Genomic DNA, 14,331 nt, shown 5'->3' with positions numbered 1-14,331 from the left:
GCTTGCGCAATGCAGTTGGGTTTTGATCGCCAACACTTCACCCTGCCAAGGGTTGGCATTTCTCTTCGATTGAATAAGGGCCTGCCCGGCGCAGCTATGGGTTTGACACGTCCAGGACTAGCGGTGAGTTCTTATTCGAATTCGTGGTCAAAGGCCTTTGCAGACCAATTCCATTTGGTGCGGATAGTAGAAAGGTTGCCGGCACCCGGGGTCGCATGAAGCAAAAAACGCTCCTCGACCGCCCTTATGCGCTCAGGGATGAGCAGCACCGGACATTCAGTGCGGGCGATTGTAGTTAGCTAGCGATGTATAAACCATGTCTTATCCAGAAATAATTTTTATCATTTCCAGCAATAATCTTGCACCATTGTTGCCAAGATTCAGGATCGTATCGCGTTTAATTCTCAACAAAAACCACAAAAAGTGCCGTGTTATTGGCCATCCTGTCGCATCCCGCGCTCTTTGATGGGTGCGTAAAACCCATCCAAGCCCGCTAAAAACAAGGCATTCAGACATCGCGCAATCTCGTGGACGGCAGATGGAGCGCGGCGTTGCCCGAACGATGAACTGACAGGCCTATTTGTCAAATCGGCCGTCATTTAAGGCGCTGCCCAAGGGGTAGAAAAGGTCCTGCGGCAGCTTCAGTGTGACAACATGTCGCACATGATGGCCGCCTAACCTTGTCCGACGTCACGGCACTTTCACAAAAATCACCGCACACAAAAACGCCCCGACCTTCTCTGGAGAAGATCGGGGCGTTTTGGGTAACGACTTAGTTAGGCTTTGCTCTGGCGATTGCGGTAGATGCCCAGCGGCACCAGGATCGCCGTCAGCACAAAGGCCACCAGTGCCCATTGGGGCAGGGACAGGCCGAGAATCGGCGGGTATGGCGTGCTGCAGAAGCCGTCGACCTGGAAGCCCAGGGGGAAGATCGTCGCCAGGGGCAAGCTGTCGACAATCGGTTGCAGCACATCGATGCCGCAACTGATCGCCGGGTAGAACTGGGTGTACACATGATGCCCGGCTGCGGCGACGCCACCGAGGGCGCTGATGACCACCAGCACTTCAAACACCGTAACGCTGGAGGTGGTGCGCATGGCGGCACCGATAAAAGCAAAGATCGCAATCAACAGAAAGGCATAGCGCTGCAGGATACACAGCGGGCACGGCGCCTCGCCCAGCACCACCTGCATGTACAGCGCCCCGCCGATCAGCGCCAGGCAGATAATGCCCAGCAACACCAGAGCGCGCCGCTCACGCCCCAATCGCATTTCGTCACTCATCCCCGTTTCCCTTTGCCTAATGATGGTTATGCCAATGGCCGCAAGTTTACACGCAGGACGTGAAAGTTGAGCGGCTAGGCGTCAGGAGGTTAAACAGAAAGGAGTTAACGGCGGATTAATAAGGCCTCTGCAAGAGCGAGCAAGCTCGCTCCTGCAAGGAAGTGTGGATTACTCCAGCGCCGACGCCGGCCCGAAGAACTCATACCGGCTCTGTTTCTCTGGCACACCCAACGCCTTGAGGTGGCCCTTGATCGCCGCCATAAAGCCTTTTGGACCCAGGAAGTAAGCATCCACATCCCGCTGCTCAGGCAACCATGCTGCCAGTTGTTCCTGGCTGAGCATCCCAACCTTGTCCGCCGCCGGGCTCACGCCGTCGTCCTCGGCGTAGCAATAGAAGCGTTTGAGTTGCGGATGACGCGCGGCGAGCGCATCAACCCAGTCACGAAATGCATGCACGCCGCCATTGCGCGCGCAGTGGATAAAGTGCACTGGGCGCTCGGTTGCCAGCGCGGCTTCCAGCATCGGCAAGGTTGGCGTAATACCAACGCCGCCGCTGATCAGCACCAGCGGTTTGTCACTGTCCACCAGGGTGAACTCACCCGCTGGCACAAACAGCTCGATCGCGGCACCGACCTGAAACTGGTCGTGCAAGTAGTTGGAGACTCGGCCACCCGCTTCGCGCTTGACGCTGATGCGGTACTGACCCGAGTCGGTGCCGGCCGACAGCGAGTAGTTACGTCGAACTTCCTCACCCTCCAGCGCCAGCTTCATGCCGATATATTGCCCAGGCTCGGCGGCTAGAATCGGACCTTTATCCATAGGTGCGAAATAGAAGGAGGTGATTTCACTGCTCTCCTCCACGCGGTTTACCAGGGTAAACGAGCGCGCACCGCGCCAGCCGCCGGGGGCCAGGGCCTTCTCTTCGTAGATGGCGGCTTCGGCACCGATCAGGATGTCTGCCAGTTGGCCGTAAGCGGCGCCCCAGGCACTCATCACTTCAGGCGTGGCAATCTCGTCACCCAACACTTCAGAAATCGCCCGCAGCAGGCAACTGCCGACAATCGGGTAATGTTCCGGGAGGATTTGCAGGGCCACGTGCTTGTTGATGATCTTCGCCACCAGGTCGCCCAATTGGTCCAACTGGTCGATATGCCGGGCGTACATCAGCACACCGTTAGCCAGGGCGCGAGGCTGGTCGCCGCTGACCTGGTGGGCCTGGTTGAACAACGGACGAACTTCGGGATACTCCGACAACATCATCCGGTAGAAATGGGTGATCAGGGCTTCGCCACCACTCTCCAGCAGCGGTACAGTGGATTTGACGATGGCGCGGTCTTGAACGCTAAGCATGAGAAACTCCTGAGCTTTTTCGGCTTCTGACTGATTACCCTGTACTACTCAGTATTCGTGCCAACTAATAAATCGTTAAATATCAAGTAGTTAAATTATTTGTGGTCAGTATGACTCCCAACACTTTATAGTCATTAGGACTACAAGGAGTCATTATGACTGCGAAATCTCTGCTCACCACTCTGTTGCCTCTGGTCGCCGATCTGTCCCGCGAACTGCCCGAAGGTGAACGCTATCGCCGCCTGCTGCAAGCCATGCGCGCCCTGCTGCCGTGCGACGCCGCCGCCCTGCTGCGCCTGGACGGTGAATCGCTGGTGCCGCTGGCGGTGGACGGCTTGAGCGCCGACACCTTGGGGCGACGATTCAAGGTCAGCGAACACCCGCGCTTTGAAGTGCTGTTGAGCAGCCCAGGCCCGACCCGCTTCGACAGCGACAGCGAGCTGCCCGACCCCTACGACGGTCTGGTGGAGGGCCTGCACGGGCACTTGGAAGTCCACGATTGCATGGGCTGCCCGCTGTTTATCGATGACCAGCCCTGGGGCCTATTGACCCTCGACGCCTTGGACATGTCGCGTTTCGAGCGGGTCGACCTCGACGCCCTGCAAGCCTTCGCCAGCCTCGCCGCTGCTACGGTCAACGCCGCCGAACGCATCGAACGCCTGGCCTTGCGCGCCGAAGACGAGCACCAGCGCGCCGAGATCTACCGCCAGGCCAGCGGCCAGCAGCACAAGGAAATGATCGGCCAGAGCAAGACCCACAAGCGCCTGGTAGAGGAAATCAAACTGGTGGGCGGTAGTGACCTGACGGTGCTGATCACCGGTGAAACCGGCGTCGGCAAGGAGCTGGTGGCCCAGGCCATCCACGCCGCGTCCTCGCGATCCGAGAAGCCACTGATCAGCCTCAACTGCGCGGCATTGCCGGAGACACTGGTGGAAAGCGAGCTGTTTGGCCACGTACGCGGCGCCTTTACCGGCGCGCTGAACGAACGCCGGGGCAAGTTCGAACTGGCCAATGGCGGCACGCTGTTTCTCGATGAAGTGGGCGAATTATCGCTGACGGTCCAGGCCAAGCTGCTGCGGGTGCTGCAAAGCGGCCAGTTGCAACGCCTGGGCTCGGACAAGGAGCATCAGGTGGATGTGCGCCTGATCGCCGCCACCAACCGCGACCTTGCCGAAGAGGTGCGCAACGGTCGTTACCGTGCCGATTTCTACCACCGTTTGAGCGTGTACCCGCTGCAAGTCCCGGCCCTGCGCGAGCGTGGTCGTGATGTGCTGCTGCTGGCCGGTTTTTTCCTTGAGCAGAACCGCTCACGCATGGGCCTGGGCAGCCTGCGCCTGACCAGCGATGCCCAGGCGGCGCTGGTCGCCTATGCCTGGCCGGGCAATGTGCGCGAACTGGAACACCTGATCGGCCGCAGCGCCTTGAAGGCCTTGGGCAACTGCCGGGAACGGCCGAAAATTCTCAGCCTGAGCGCGGCGGATCTGGACTTGCCGAACGTGTCTGCGCCGCTGATCGACGAACAACCAGAGGTGCCGAACGTCACCGGTGACCTGCGCCTGGCCACCGAAAACTACCAACGCCAGGTCATCAGCGCCTGCCTGGAACGCCACCAGCACAACTGGGCCAGCGCCGCCCGTGAACTGGGGTTGGACCGGGCGAACCTGGGACGGATGGCCAAGCGCTTGGGGATGAAATAAAACGCGTATTGCCGATGCTGCCTTTGTGGCAAGGGAGCTGGCCGGATCGTCACAACAAGTCCGATCTATGCTGCCGCCCTGGCGACAATCACCGCCGGTTTTGGCTTACGAAACACCAACACATTCCCCAACATCACCAGCACCAACCCGCCCAGCGCCGGGGCCGTCCACTGGTAGCCTTCAACAAAGGCCGAGACGTTCAGCGCCACCACCGGGAACAGCACCGTGCAATAGGCCGCGCGCTCAGGCCCCATGCGGCCGACCAGGGTCAGGTAGGCGGTGAAGCCGATCACCGAGCCCGGAATCACCAGATACAGCAGCGAACCGACATAACGGGTGTTCCATTCCATATCAAAGGGAATGCCCTGGACCACGCAATACATCGCCAGCATTGAAGCGCCATAAGCCATGCCCCAGGCGTTGGTGGTCAGCGGCTTGAGCCCGGCCTTCTGTTGCAGGCTCGACAACATATTGCCCGCCGAGAAACACATCGTCCCCAACAACGCCAACCCCAAGCCAAGCAAGGTTTGCGGGCTGGCGGTGTGCCCCACCAGTTCCGGCCAGAACAGCAACCCCAGCCCCAGCAAACCAAGACCACCCCCCATCAACACATTGCGGGCGACTTTCTGGCCGAAAAACACCCGGGAGTTCAGCGCGTTCCACAGGGTCGCCGTGGAAAACACCACCGCCACCAGGCCGCTGGGAATCCATTGGCTGGCCGTCAGGAAGCACATGAAGTTGACGCAAAACAGGCACAAGCCCTGGGCCAGGCAAATCAAGTGCCCACGTCGGTTCATGACTTGCAGTTTGCGACTGAGCAGCAACATCACAAACAACACCAGCGCCGCCAGGCCGAAGCGATAGACGATGGACACGGGAATGGCCACCACGCCCAGTTGCAGCTTGAGGGCGATCCAGGTCGTACCCCAGATCAGCACGGTGAGTAAATACAGGGAAAGGTTCATGGCGGGCTCCGGTGGTTGAGCCACAGTGTCGCCCTGCGCGCACCTGCAGCTCTTGCACATTCTTGCGCTTTTGTCGGCTGACGGGATCACAGCGCCAACTGCCCGGAGTAGGATGCGAGTCGTCAGAGAGTACGAATATGCCGCCACTGGAAACCCTGCAAGTCTTTCAAGCCCTGAACCGCTCGCCCAATGCTCGCCTTGAGCTGAGCGCCGAGCTCGGTGACGGCTTGTCTGCGGCTTTGTGGAGCAACCAACACGACTCCCAGAACTATGAAGCCCCTAGCCATCACACCTTGTCCTGCTACGTGGGCGGTGGCACCGGGACCTTTCGCCGTGACCAGCCTGGTACCAAGGGCGGCCCCGACAAGCTGTGCATTCTGCCCGCCGAACACCAGTCGGCCTGGGTGATCAACGGCGAGATTCGCCTGGCCCATGTGTATTTCAGCACCGAGCAATTTGCCTTGGGCTGCGTCACCCTGCTGGACCGCGACCCCCGCGAACTGCAACTGCGCGAAAGCACCTTTCTTGAAGATGCCCGCCAGGCTCAGCGCTTTCACCAGTTGATCAGCCTGAACTGGCAGGAACCCGCCGAACGCCTGCTGACCAGCAGCCTGGCCCATGAAATGCTCAGCCACACCTTGCTCAGCCAGGTAGGCCTGCGGGATGGGTTGCGCTTAAAAGGCGGGCTGGCCGCCCATCAGCGTCGGCAGTTGGTCGAGTACATCGAGCATCAACTGGCAGAGCCCATCAGCCTGGGGCAATTGGCGAGGTTGTGCGCGTTGTCGGAGTACCACTTTGCACGGATGTTTCGCGCAAGCTTTGGCTTACCGCCCCATCAGTACCTGCTGGCCCGTCGCGTGAGCCGTGCCCGCGAGCTACTGCGCAGCAGTTCACTGGCGTTGGGTGAAATTGCCCTGGCCTGCGGGTTCTCCAGTGCCAGTCACTTTACCAATCGGTTTCGCCAGGCCATGGCGGCGACGCCGGGGGAATATCGCCAGGCGTTCAATCCGACCACTGCGCCAGCGCGACGGCCAGTCGATCTTCCAACGCTTTGATGCGCGCACCATCGACCACATAATTGTTGGTCACCATTGAAAACACCAACCGCCGCCCTTCTACATCAGTGATGTAGCCGGTCAACGACGACACTGCGCCCATCGAGCCGGTCTTGGCGTGCAGGTTGTTGTCCGCCGCAGTGCCCCGCAAGCGATAACGCAGACTGCCGCCGGTCATACGATCCTGGCTGCCGGCGATGGGCAGCGCGTTGTACCAGGCGTCGAACCACGGCTGTTTGCCCATGGCCAGCAACAGGTCGGTAAGGCTCTGCGACGACACCAGATTACGCCGGGACAGGCCCGAACCGTCGACCTGATTCAACGTCGTCGGGTCCAGCCCCTGACGTTTCAGGAAGTCCGCCACCGCCACCACACCCGCAGCCGCCGAGCCAATATTGGCAGTCTTGCGGCCCATGGACTTGAGCAGTGCTTCGGACATGCTGTTGTTGGAAAGTTTGAGCAATGGCCTGATCAATTCCTGCAACGGCGCCGAGTCATGCACCGCCAAAACGGTAGCTGTCGTCGGGCTGCCAGCGCCTATCACGCGCTTGCCCTGGACCGTGATCCCCTGCTCCGCCAACGCCCGTTCAAACAGATTGGCCACCAACTGCGTCGGCTCCCAGACGCTGACCCATTGCCGACGTTGTTTCCCTGGCGCCAGTGCGCCACCAAGACGTAGCAAGTTGGTGCCGTGCTGGCGATTGAGGCCATAGCTGTTACCCGATCCGCTGACCGCAAGGTTGTTGATCTGTACGTAATCGGTAGACGGGCTGATAGCGACGGTCACTGGTTGGCCGAGCGCTATCGGCGCCTTGGCCGTGATGATCAAGGTACCCGCATCAAAATCAGCATTGGGCGACACTGTCAGCGCCGAAATCTGCGCGCCGTAGTACTTGCCTTCATCGTCACTGGCCCAATCGGTGCCCAGGCGCTCGGCGTCGAACCAGGTGTCGTCGAACACCAGATCACCCTGGATCTGCTTGATACCCTGCCCGGCCAGGCTGGCGGCCAAGGCCTGGTAATCGGCCCACTGGATGGTTGGGTCGCCGAGGCCGCGCAGGTAGAGATTGCCGTTCAAGCGATCGCCCTGTTGGCGGCCGTTACTTAATAGCTGTGTGGAAAACCGATACTGCGGACCGAGGACATCCATCGCCGCGGCCGTAGTCAGCAGTTTGAGGCTGGAGGCCGGGGTCAGCCGGCTGCGAGGGTTGTGCTGATACAGCGTGTTGCCGCTGCGGGCATCGCGCACCATCAACGAGACAGTGGCGCCGTTGAGCGCTGGATCGGCCAGCAACTGCTCAAGCGCCTCCTCAGTGAAAGGTTTCGACACTGTGGCGCAACCGCCCAGCAGCAAGCTCAATCCCACCAGCATGCTGCTGGCGTGCATCCATCGTCCCAACTGCATTGGTGTTTCCCGACCATCATCAAAAACGGCCACGCTAGCAGCTCAACAACCTTGTGGCGAGCCCGCTCGCCACAGGTTGTCACTTGTCTTAGAACTCCAGGGTGCTGGACACCGATACCTGCCGCGCATCGCCCATGGACACGAACAAGCGGCTGACCGCCGAGGTGTAGTAAGTGCGGTCGAAGATGTTCTTCACGTTGAGCTGGAACTTGACCTTCTGCCCTTCGACCTTGGTGTCGTAGGTGGCGAAGGCATCGGCCACGGTGTAGCCCGGCAGGTCGAAACTGTTGAGGGCATCGCCGGCTCGCTCGCCGACATAGCGGGCACCGGCGCCGACCCGCAGCTGGTCGCCGCCGACGAGGGTGCCAAAGTCATACACCGCTGATACAGAGCCGGTATTTTTCGCCACGTTCTGCAGGCGTTTGCCTTGGTAGGTCGGGTCTTCGGTCACCTCGGCATCCGTGTAGGCGTAGCTGCCGATCAGGCTCCACTGATCGGTCAACTGGCCGCTCAGGTCCATTTCCAAGCCACGGGAACGCACCTTGCCGGCGACGCTGTAGATTGAGGTCGCGCCTTCGCCGACGGACACCAGCACGTTGCGCTTGTCGATATCAAACAATGCCGCGCTGGCGGTGATGCGACCCGGCATATCGAGCTTGGCGCCCAGCTCCCAGGACTTGGATTCCTCCGGGGCGATGCTGCCGTCGATCACGCTCTTGTTGCCCAGCGGGGCGATGGTCGAGTTGGGTTTGAACGACTCGGTGTAGCTGCCGTAGAACGACAATTCGTCGGTGTAGCGGTACACCAGCCCGGCGCGAGGCACCCATTTCTGGCCGTTGCTGTCGGTGTTGGCGGTGAATGGGCGACCTTTGCCGGCGTATTGGTCGTACTCCTGGAAGCGCGCCCCGCCCACCAGAATCCACTGTTCGGTGAGGTGGATGGCGTCCTGGAAGAATACCGAGTCACTGCGCAACAGATCGGTCTGGTTGCTGTCCGGCGCACTGACGGTGCTGCCAGCGACTTCACGACCATAGACCGGGTCGGTGTAGCTGAAGGTGCTGCGGCTGGCCTGGCGAATCAGGTCGGCACGGTAGATCTTGCGGTACTCGTCGTCCAGCCCGAACACCACGTCATGGCGCATGCCCAACACGTCGACCTTGCCTTCGAGGCTGGCGGTGGTGAAGCGGTCAGTGGTCAGCGCACCCTGGGTGCCGTCCATGCTGCGGGTCAGGGTGCCGTTGGCGTTGACCTTGCTCACGCGCACTTGGCTGGCGTCGTAGGTTTCGCGGTTCCAGCTGTAGCCGAAGTGGGCTTTCCAGTCGTCGTTCAAATCGTGATCAGCTTCGAAGCGGTACAGGTCGGAGCGGCCTTCCATGTTGTTGAACGGCTCATCCAGGCGGCGAGTCGCCGGGATGTCCAACGGGTGGTTGGTGTTGGGGTCAATGGCAGTGCCACGGTCGAACGGCGAGAGAAATTCGCGGTGCTCGTAGGCCAGCAGCAGCTTGGTGCTGTCGCCGTACCAGGCCAGGGACGGCGCGACCAGGCTTTCGCGGTGGGTGCCGTAGTTGCGCCAGTAGTCTTCGTCTTCATGGTCGACGATCAAACGGTAGGCCAGGCCAGTGTCGCCGATAGGGCCGGTGGTATCGAGGTTGCCACCGCTGCCATTCTTGCCGTCACCGAAGGTCGAGCCGCGCACGGTCAGGGCCGTGGATTGAGTGAGTTCAGGCTTCTTGCTGACAATATTGACCACGCCGCCGGGGTCTTGGATGCCGTACAACAACGAGGCCGGCCCCTTGAGCACTTCCACGCGTTCGGCGGTTTCATTCAGGGCACGCCCCTGCACCACGGGCATGCCGTCGCGCATGATCGAGCCGTTACGGTTGTCGCCAAAGCCGCGCAACATCACCGCGTCCTGGGTACTGCCCAAGGTGTTGGATTGGGTGATGCCGCTGATGTTGGCCAAGGCATCGTCGAGGTTGCGCGGCAGTTGGTCGCGCATCACCTGGGCCGGTACCACGTTGACGGTTTGCGGGGTTTCCAGCAGCAGGCCATGGGAACGCATCACCGAACTGGTGGGCGGCGGCTGATAACTGGTGGTGGCTTGCTGCTGGCTGTCACCGCTGATGGTGGTGGCACCCAGGTTTACTGCGCCTTCGGTGGGCAGCGGTTCGAGGGCCAGGGTGCGGGCGTCGATCTGGCGGAAGGTAAACCCCGAGTTGCCCAGCAAACGCTGCATGGCCTGGGTTGCGCTCATCCGGCCACTGACTGCCGGGGCTTTGAGGCCGTAGGGTGCTTCGTCGGTATAGACCACGCTGATGCCGGTGACGCGACTGAAATCGCTCAAGGCCTGGGGCAACGGCTTGGCCGCCAAAGCAAAGCTGAACAGCGCACTCTGCTGCTCAGCGTCCGCCGCCCGCGCCACGCTCAAGGGCAACAACGCCAACCCCGAAACCGCCAATATCGAGGCTCCCAGCCATTGTTTAACCGAACCGCGTGTCGTCGACTTTGCCCTGGACTTCATGGTGAGAACCCGTGTGTAAAAACGCTGTTAATGCGAATTAATCGCAGTTTCAAGCACTACACGGATGGGCGGAGGGTTTACCTCACAGGAATTTGAAAATAATTTCAAAACCCTCAGCGCAGCACAACTACCCGCCCCAACACATTGTGCTGCTCAAACCCAAGCACCGCTTGCAACGCATTGAGCACCGCCTGGGGGTCTTTGCTCGGGAAGCTGCCGCTGACCCGTCGGGCGCCGAGCTCGTCATTGAGCAACAGGATTCGGCCTGGGTAATAGCGCGCCAGATCCTTCACCACATCGGCCATGGGCGTCTTGTAATAGTTGAGCCAGCCGTCGCGCCAGGCCAGGCGGGACTCGCTGTCAACGGCATGCAGCTCATCGGCGATACCGTCGGCGTAGGCCACTTGCTGGCCTGCGGTGAGCATTTGTTGGGTGCCTGTCTTGGATGGCGCAACACCAACGCGACCGGACAACACCGTCACCTCGGCGCCCGCCGGTTGCAGGCGCACTTCAAATTGCGTACCCAAGACCCGCGTTTCGCCGCTGCCCGCTTCGACCACGAAGGGTTTCCCGGTGTGGGTCACGTTGAAAAAACCGGCGCCACGGCGCAGCTGAATATGACGCTCACCGTGACTGAAATCCACGGTAATGGCGCTGTCGGCATCGAGGGTGACTTGGGTTTGATCCGCCAGGGTGACGGTTTTGACTTCGCCGGTACCCGTGACGTAATCGGCGCCAAAGTCATCGACCCAGCGCCCAGGCTGCCAACCGGCACCGACAGATACCATCAACAACAGGCACGCGGCCATGGCCAACGCCCCAGACCAACGGCGCACGCTTGAGCGCTTCGCACGGTTCATAGTATTCAGATAACCCTGCAACGCCAGGGCCTCTTCATCCGCCAGTTTGCTGGCCGGCACTTCACTCAATTCCCACAGCACCTGGGCCTGGGAGTAGGCCTCGACGTGGGCCGGGTCGGCACGCAGCCAGCGGCTAAACGTAGCTTGGTCGCCACTGCTGGGCTGGTCATGCAGCAGGCTCAGCCAAGCGAGTGCGGCCTGTTCCTGGTCAGGCGTCGGGGTGACGCGGACAGTGCTGATCACGGTGCTTTCCCTGGCAAGCGCGGAGGCGACGATTCCCGCAGGCTGGCTTTGCAGGCGTCGAGGGCACGCATCATATGTTTTTCCACTGCACTTTGGGACAGGCCCATGGCCTTGGCAATTTCGGCGTACTTGCGACCGTGGATGCGGTTAAGCAAAAAGATCTGTCGCGTGCGCTCCGGCAAACTGCGCAAGGCGGCTTCGACCTGACGCAAATCGTTGCCAGCTTCGAGGGCAGCCTGGGGCTCGCAACCGTGATGGTCTGGTTGTTCCGGCAACCAGCCTTCATTGCCGCGCACCCGCGCGCCTTCGCTGCGTAAATGGTCGATGGCGATGTTGCCGGCGCAGCGCAGCAGGTAGGTGCTGAGTTCTTCGACCTGCACCAGCGGCCGGCGCCAGAAGCGCAGGAACAAATCCTGCACCAGGTCCGCTGCCGTCGCCCGGCATCCGACGCGACGGCTGACCAGCGCTTCCATTTGCGAGCGCTGGGACAGGAACACCTGCAGAAAATGCGCGCGCCCGCCGGTCGATTCAGCGTGCTGACGATCCTGGGATTCGGGCGGCGTGGTGATCATCATAAGTTGCTCAGAACGCCGCGAAGGCTGCGACGGGACTGGCCAGCAGACCAACGCCCGCGAGGATCAAGGCCAGCCTTGGCCGATACGGCAACAGCAACACCAGCAGCAACGCACTGAGCATCAGCACTGCGCACCACTCCACCAGACCCTGGCCCCAGCCAGCCACCTGCACCGCTGGCCAGATTGACACGATCAATAGCAACCAGCCGCCGCCCCGTAGACACAAGCGCCGACGGGGCGAGGGTTTACTGTGCAGCAACTCGCCGTGGTGGCGATCCGTGGACAAACACAACGCGCTAAACCCGGCGTAACACAGCAACAGTGCCAGCAGCATCAAGTCACCTCGCCCTTGAGGGTCAACGGGCGGGTGCGCAGGGTTTTGTGAGCGACCGTGCGCCGCTGCATTTTCCAGGCAGCCCAGGCGAGGAACACGCCACTGCCCAGGCACGTCAAGTCAAAGCCGGCCATGGCCCAATCGCCCTTGGCCAGAGACACGCCCAGGTGCTCGGTGGTAGTCAGCGCGTTGAGCAACGGCACGGCGATAAACAGCAAGGCGGCCAAGCCCAATTGCTCGACCCAGGCCCGGCGACCGCGACGCACGATTGCGTGCAACAGCGTCAGGCCCCAGGCGATAAAGAAACTCTGCACTTCCCAGTCCGAACGCTCGGCGAAGCTTACCGGCAGCAAGCGGTTGGCCCAGAAAAAGGCGGCGATGGCGATCATCAGCCCAGACATGCTGGCAATGTTCAGCACTTCAACCAGGCGTAATTCAAACGGCATCACACCGGCATTGGCGTGCTTGAGTTGGCGCTTGCCCAGCCAGAGCACCAGCCCGGTGCCGATCATCGCCGTGCCCGCCAGGCCAAAAATAAAGTACAACCAGCGCAACACCGGGCCGGCGAAATGGCCCATGTGCAGGCCATAGAAACTACCGCCGATGGCCATGGGCAGGGATTGTTCTGCGCTGACCTTGAGCATCTCGCCAGTCACGCCATTGAAGGACACAGTGCTGCCGAAGTCATGCACCACCCGGTCGGAACCGGCGCGAAACACATTGACCGAAGCATTCACATCACTCGGATTGTTCACCCCCAGCCGCCCAACATGTCCACCCGCCCACTGCGCCCGCGCCTGCTCCACCATCGGCCCCAAGGGCAGCAGTTGAGCCGGTTGGCCGAGGGTCGGGGCGTTGTTGGTGGCCGGGAATACATCATTGAAAAATGCCCGGGTGTCGTCGCCGTAGGAAGCAACGATGCTCGCTGGCATAACCATGCTCATGAAAATCACCAGGCTGCTGTAGGTGATCATCAGGTGGAACGGCAGCACCAACACGCCCACCGCGTTATGCCCGTCGAGCCAGGAGCGCTGGCCCTTGCGCGGGCGGAAGGTGAAGAAGTCCTTGAAGATTTTCTTGTGGGTGATGATCCCGCTGATCAGCGCGATAAACATCACCATCGCGGCAATCGTCGACAGCCAGCGGCCCCAGGGATGTGGCATCTGCAACTGGAAGTGGAAGCGGTAGAAGAACTCGCCGCCCATGCTTTCCCGTGCCTGGATTTGATTGCCTGTAACCGGATCGAGGAGTTTTTCGATGAAGTTGCCGCGCCTGCCGGGGTCGACCTTGTCTTGCCACCTCACCGACAGGCCTGGCTCGCGGCTAGTGGGCAAGTTGATAAACCAACGGGCGGCGGTGGGCGCCTGTTGTTGCAGATAGTTTTGCGCCAAGGCCAGGCTGCGCGCGTCATCAATGGCGTGCGCCTGCACTTCCGGTTGCATCCAGTGGGTAATTTCATCCTTGAAATAGGCCAGGGTGCCGGTCAGGAAAATTGCAAACAGCAGCCAGCCGAAAATCAATCCGCTCCAGGTGTGCAACCAGGCCATGGCCTGACGAAATCCCTCTTTCATGGTCGGGCCATCCAGTACGCCAGGCCCGCCAGGGTGGCCAACACCGCACTGGGCACCAACACGCCAAACCAGGCGTGGGCGGCTCTGCGGCAGGCAAAACACCAGATCACCGCCAGCAGGTAGAACACGAACGAACTCAGCATCCCGCTGACCACCGCATCGGCCCGGGACAGCGGCAGCCACAAGGTCATGCAGACGCTGGCCAGGGATGCCAGCAGGTAACCACCCACGACAGCCGCCAGCAACCGCGACGTCACGCCGAGACGGTAGGAAAGAGGGAGTGATGCTTTGCTTTTCATGCCTGGAGCGCCTGATTCGTCAGGGCGCGAGTCTAATGATAAATATTCTCATAAGCAAAAGAGAACGGATGAAGCGCCGGTATACGTGCAGACGTCGGTGGCGTTCTAAAAGCCAGAACGAAAACGGGCCTGCATTGGCAGGCCCGTTTTCATTGGGGTTGAAAAAAGTGTCA

General features: G+C 60.9%; 12 protein-coding genes and 1 pseudogene. 3 read left to right on the top strand and 10 right to left on the bottom strand.

The window, feature by feature from the left end:
• Nucleotides 1–9: 9 nt before the first annotated feature.
• Nucleotides 10–219: pseudogene (locus ACZRKZ_RS00875) on the top strand (hypothetical protein).
• A 557-nt stretch (nt 220–776) separates the two neighbouring features.
• On the opposite strand, the gene ACZRKZ_RS00870 reads toward ACZRKZ_RS00875, so the two are convergent.
• Entirely contained in the window at nt 777–1,283 is a 507-nt protein-coding gene (locus ACZRKZ_RS00870) for a disulfide bond formation protein B (protein WP_463980447.1), read from the bottom strand.
• Between the two features lie 168 nt (nt 1,284–1,451).
• Complete coding sequence (hmpA, locus tag ACZRKZ_RS00865; protein ID WP_463980446.1) at nt 1,452–2,633, bottom strand: NO-inducible flavohemoprotein; 1,182 nt, start codon at nt 2,631–2,633, stop codon at nt 1,452–1,454.
• A gap of 155 nt (nt 2,634–2,788) precedes the next feature.
• Between hmpA and norR the strand changes: the two genes are divergently transcribed.
• A complete protein-coding gene (norR, locus tag ACZRKZ_RS00860; RefSeq protein ID WP_463980445.1) occupies nt 2,789–4,330 on the top strand; it encodes a nitric oxide reductase transcriptional regulator NorR in 1,542 nt (513 codons plus the stop codon).
• Between the two features lie 65 nt (nt 4,331–4,395).
• Here norR and ACZRKZ_RS00855 read toward each other — a convergent pair whose 3' ends face one another.
• Complete coding sequence (locus ACZRKZ_RS00855) at nt 4,396–5,295, bottom strand: DMT family transporter (RefSeq protein WP_463968048.1); 900 nt, start codon at nt 5,293–5,295, stop codon at nt 4,396–4,398.
• A 137-nt stretch (nt 5,296–5,432) separates the two neighbouring features.
• Between ACZRKZ_RS00855 and ACZRKZ_RS00850 the strand changes: the two genes are divergently transcribed.
• A complete protein-coding gene (locus tag ACZRKZ_RS00850; protein WP_463980444.1) occupies nt 5,433–6,350 on the top strand; it encodes a helix-turn-helix domain-containing protein in 918 nt (305 codons plus the stop codon).
• On the opposite strand, the gene dacB is transcribed toward ACZRKZ_RS00850, so the two are convergent.
• The 7 genes from dacB to ACZRKZ_RS00815 all read right to left on the bottom strand — a co-directional run bounded on the left by dacB (nt 6,298) and on the right by ACZRKZ_RS00815 (nt 14,158).
• Nucleotides 6,298–7,755 (bottom strand): D-alanyl-D-alanine carboxypeptidase/D-alanyl-D-alanine endopeptidase, encoded by a 1,458-nt coding sequence (gene dacB / locus ACZRKZ_RS00845; RefSeq protein WP_463980443.1) that lies wholly within the window; start codon nt 7,753–7,755, stop codon nt 6,298–6,300. The two genes, ACZRKZ_RS00850 and dacB, sit on opposite strands and share 53 nt — an antisense overlap.
• An 88-nt stretch (nt 7,756–7,843) precedes the next feature.
• Nucleotides 7,844–10,276: a TonB-dependent siderophore receptor gene (locus ACZRKZ_RS00840; protein WP_463980442.1), complete on the bottom strand. Its 2,433-nt coding sequence runs from the start codon at nt 10,274–10,276 to the stop codon at nt 7,844–7,846.
• 113 nt (nt 10,277–10,389) lie between these two features.
• Nucleotides 10,390–11,379: a FecR family protein gene (locus ACZRKZ_RS00835; protein ID WP_463980441.1), complete on the bottom strand. Its 990-nt coding sequence runs from the start codon at nt 11,377–11,379 to the stop codon at nt 10,390–10,392.
• The gene (locus tag ACZRKZ_RS00830) at nt 11,376–11,954 is read right to left on the bottom strand and encodes an RNA polymerase sigma factor (protein ID WP_463968043.1); all 579 of its coding nucleotides are present in this window, start codon (nt 11,952–11,954) and stop codon (nt 11,376–11,378) included. The genes ACZRKZ_RS00835 and ACZRKZ_RS00830 overlap by 4 nt, the downstream gene beginning before the upstream one ends.
• 7 nt (nt 11,955–11,961) lie before the next feature.
• Nucleotides 11,962–12,288 (bottom strand): DUF3325 domain-containing protein, encoded by a 327-nt coding sequence (locus ACZRKZ_RS00825; RefSeq protein WP_463968042.1) that lies wholly within the window; start codon nt 12,286–12,288, stop codon nt 11,962–11,964.
• The gene (locus tag ACZRKZ_RS00820) at nt 12,288–13,859 is read right to left on the bottom strand and encodes a PepSY-associated TM helix domain-containing protein (RefSeq protein WP_463980440.1); all 1,572 of its coding nucleotides are present in this window, start codon (nt 13,857–13,859) and stop codon (nt 12,288–12,290) included. Before ACZRKZ_RS00820 ends, ACZRKZ_RS00825 begins: the two co-directional genes overlap by 1 nt.
• Nucleotides 13,856–14,158 carry a DUF3649 domain-containing protein gene (locus tag ACZRKZ_RS00815; protein WP_463980439.1) on the bottom strand — a complete coding sequence of 101 codons (303 nt, stop codon included), beginning with the start codon at nt 14,156–14,158 and terminating at the stop codon, nt 13,856–13,858. The genes ACZRKZ_RS00820 and ACZRKZ_RS00815 overlap by 4 nt, the downstream gene beginning before the upstream one ends.
• Nucleotides 14,159–14,331 lie beyond the last annotated feature (173 nt).

Source organism: Pseudomonas sp. c313, assembly GCF_055407145.1.
Note: the sequence above shows the minus strand (reverse complement) of the source record. Positions and strands in the feature narration are given on the sequence as shown.

Excerpts from the sequence above, each read along its gene's own strand:
- ACZRKZ_RS00840 (WP_463980442.1), bottom strand. The coding sequence starts at position 10,276 with ATGAAGTCCAGGGCAAAGTCGACGACACGCGGTTCGGTTAAACAATGG.
- dacB (WP_463980443.1), bottom strand. The coding sequence starts at position 7,755 with ATGCAGTTGGGACGATGGATGCACGCCAGCAGCATGCTGGTGGGATTG.
- hmpA (WP_463980446.1), bottom strand. The coding sequence starts at position 2,633 with ATGCTTAGCGTTCAAGACCGCGCCATCGTCAAATCCACTGTACCGCTG.
- ACZRKZ_RS00815 (WP_463980439.1), bottom strand. The coding sequence starts at position 14,158 with ATGAAAAGCAAAGCATCACTCCCTCTTTCCTACCGTCTCGGCGTGACG.
- ACZRKZ_RS00870 (WP_463980447.1), bottom strand. The coding sequence starts at position 1,283 with ATGAGTGACGAAATGCGATTGGGGCGTGAGCGGCGCGCTCTGGTGTTG.
- ACZRKZ_RS00830 (WP_463968043.1), bottom strand. The coding sequence starts at position 11,954 with ATGATGATCACCACGCCGCCCGAATCCCAGGATCGTCAGCACGCTGAA.
- ACZRKZ_RS00850 (WP_463980444.1), top strand. The coding sequence starts at position 5,433 with ATGCCGCCACTGGAAACCCTGCAAGTCTTTCAAGCCCTGAACCGCTCG.
- ACZRKZ_RS00820 (WP_463980440.1), bottom strand. The coding sequence starts at position 13,859 with ATGAAAGAGGGATTTCGTCAGGCCATGGCCTGGTTGCACACCTGGAGC.
- ACZRKZ_RS00855 (WP_463968048.1), bottom strand. The coding sequence starts at position 5,295 with ATGAACCTTTCCCTGTATTTACTCACCGTGCTGATCTGGGGTACGACC.
- norR (WP_463980445.1), top strand. The coding sequence starts at position 2,789 with ATGACTGCGAAATCTCTGCTCACCACTCTGTTGCCTCTGGTCGCCGAT.
- ACZRKZ_RS00825 (WP_463968042.1), bottom strand. The coding sequence starts at position 12,288 with ATGCTGCTGGCACTGTTGCTGTGTTACGCCGGGTTTAGCGCGTTGTGT.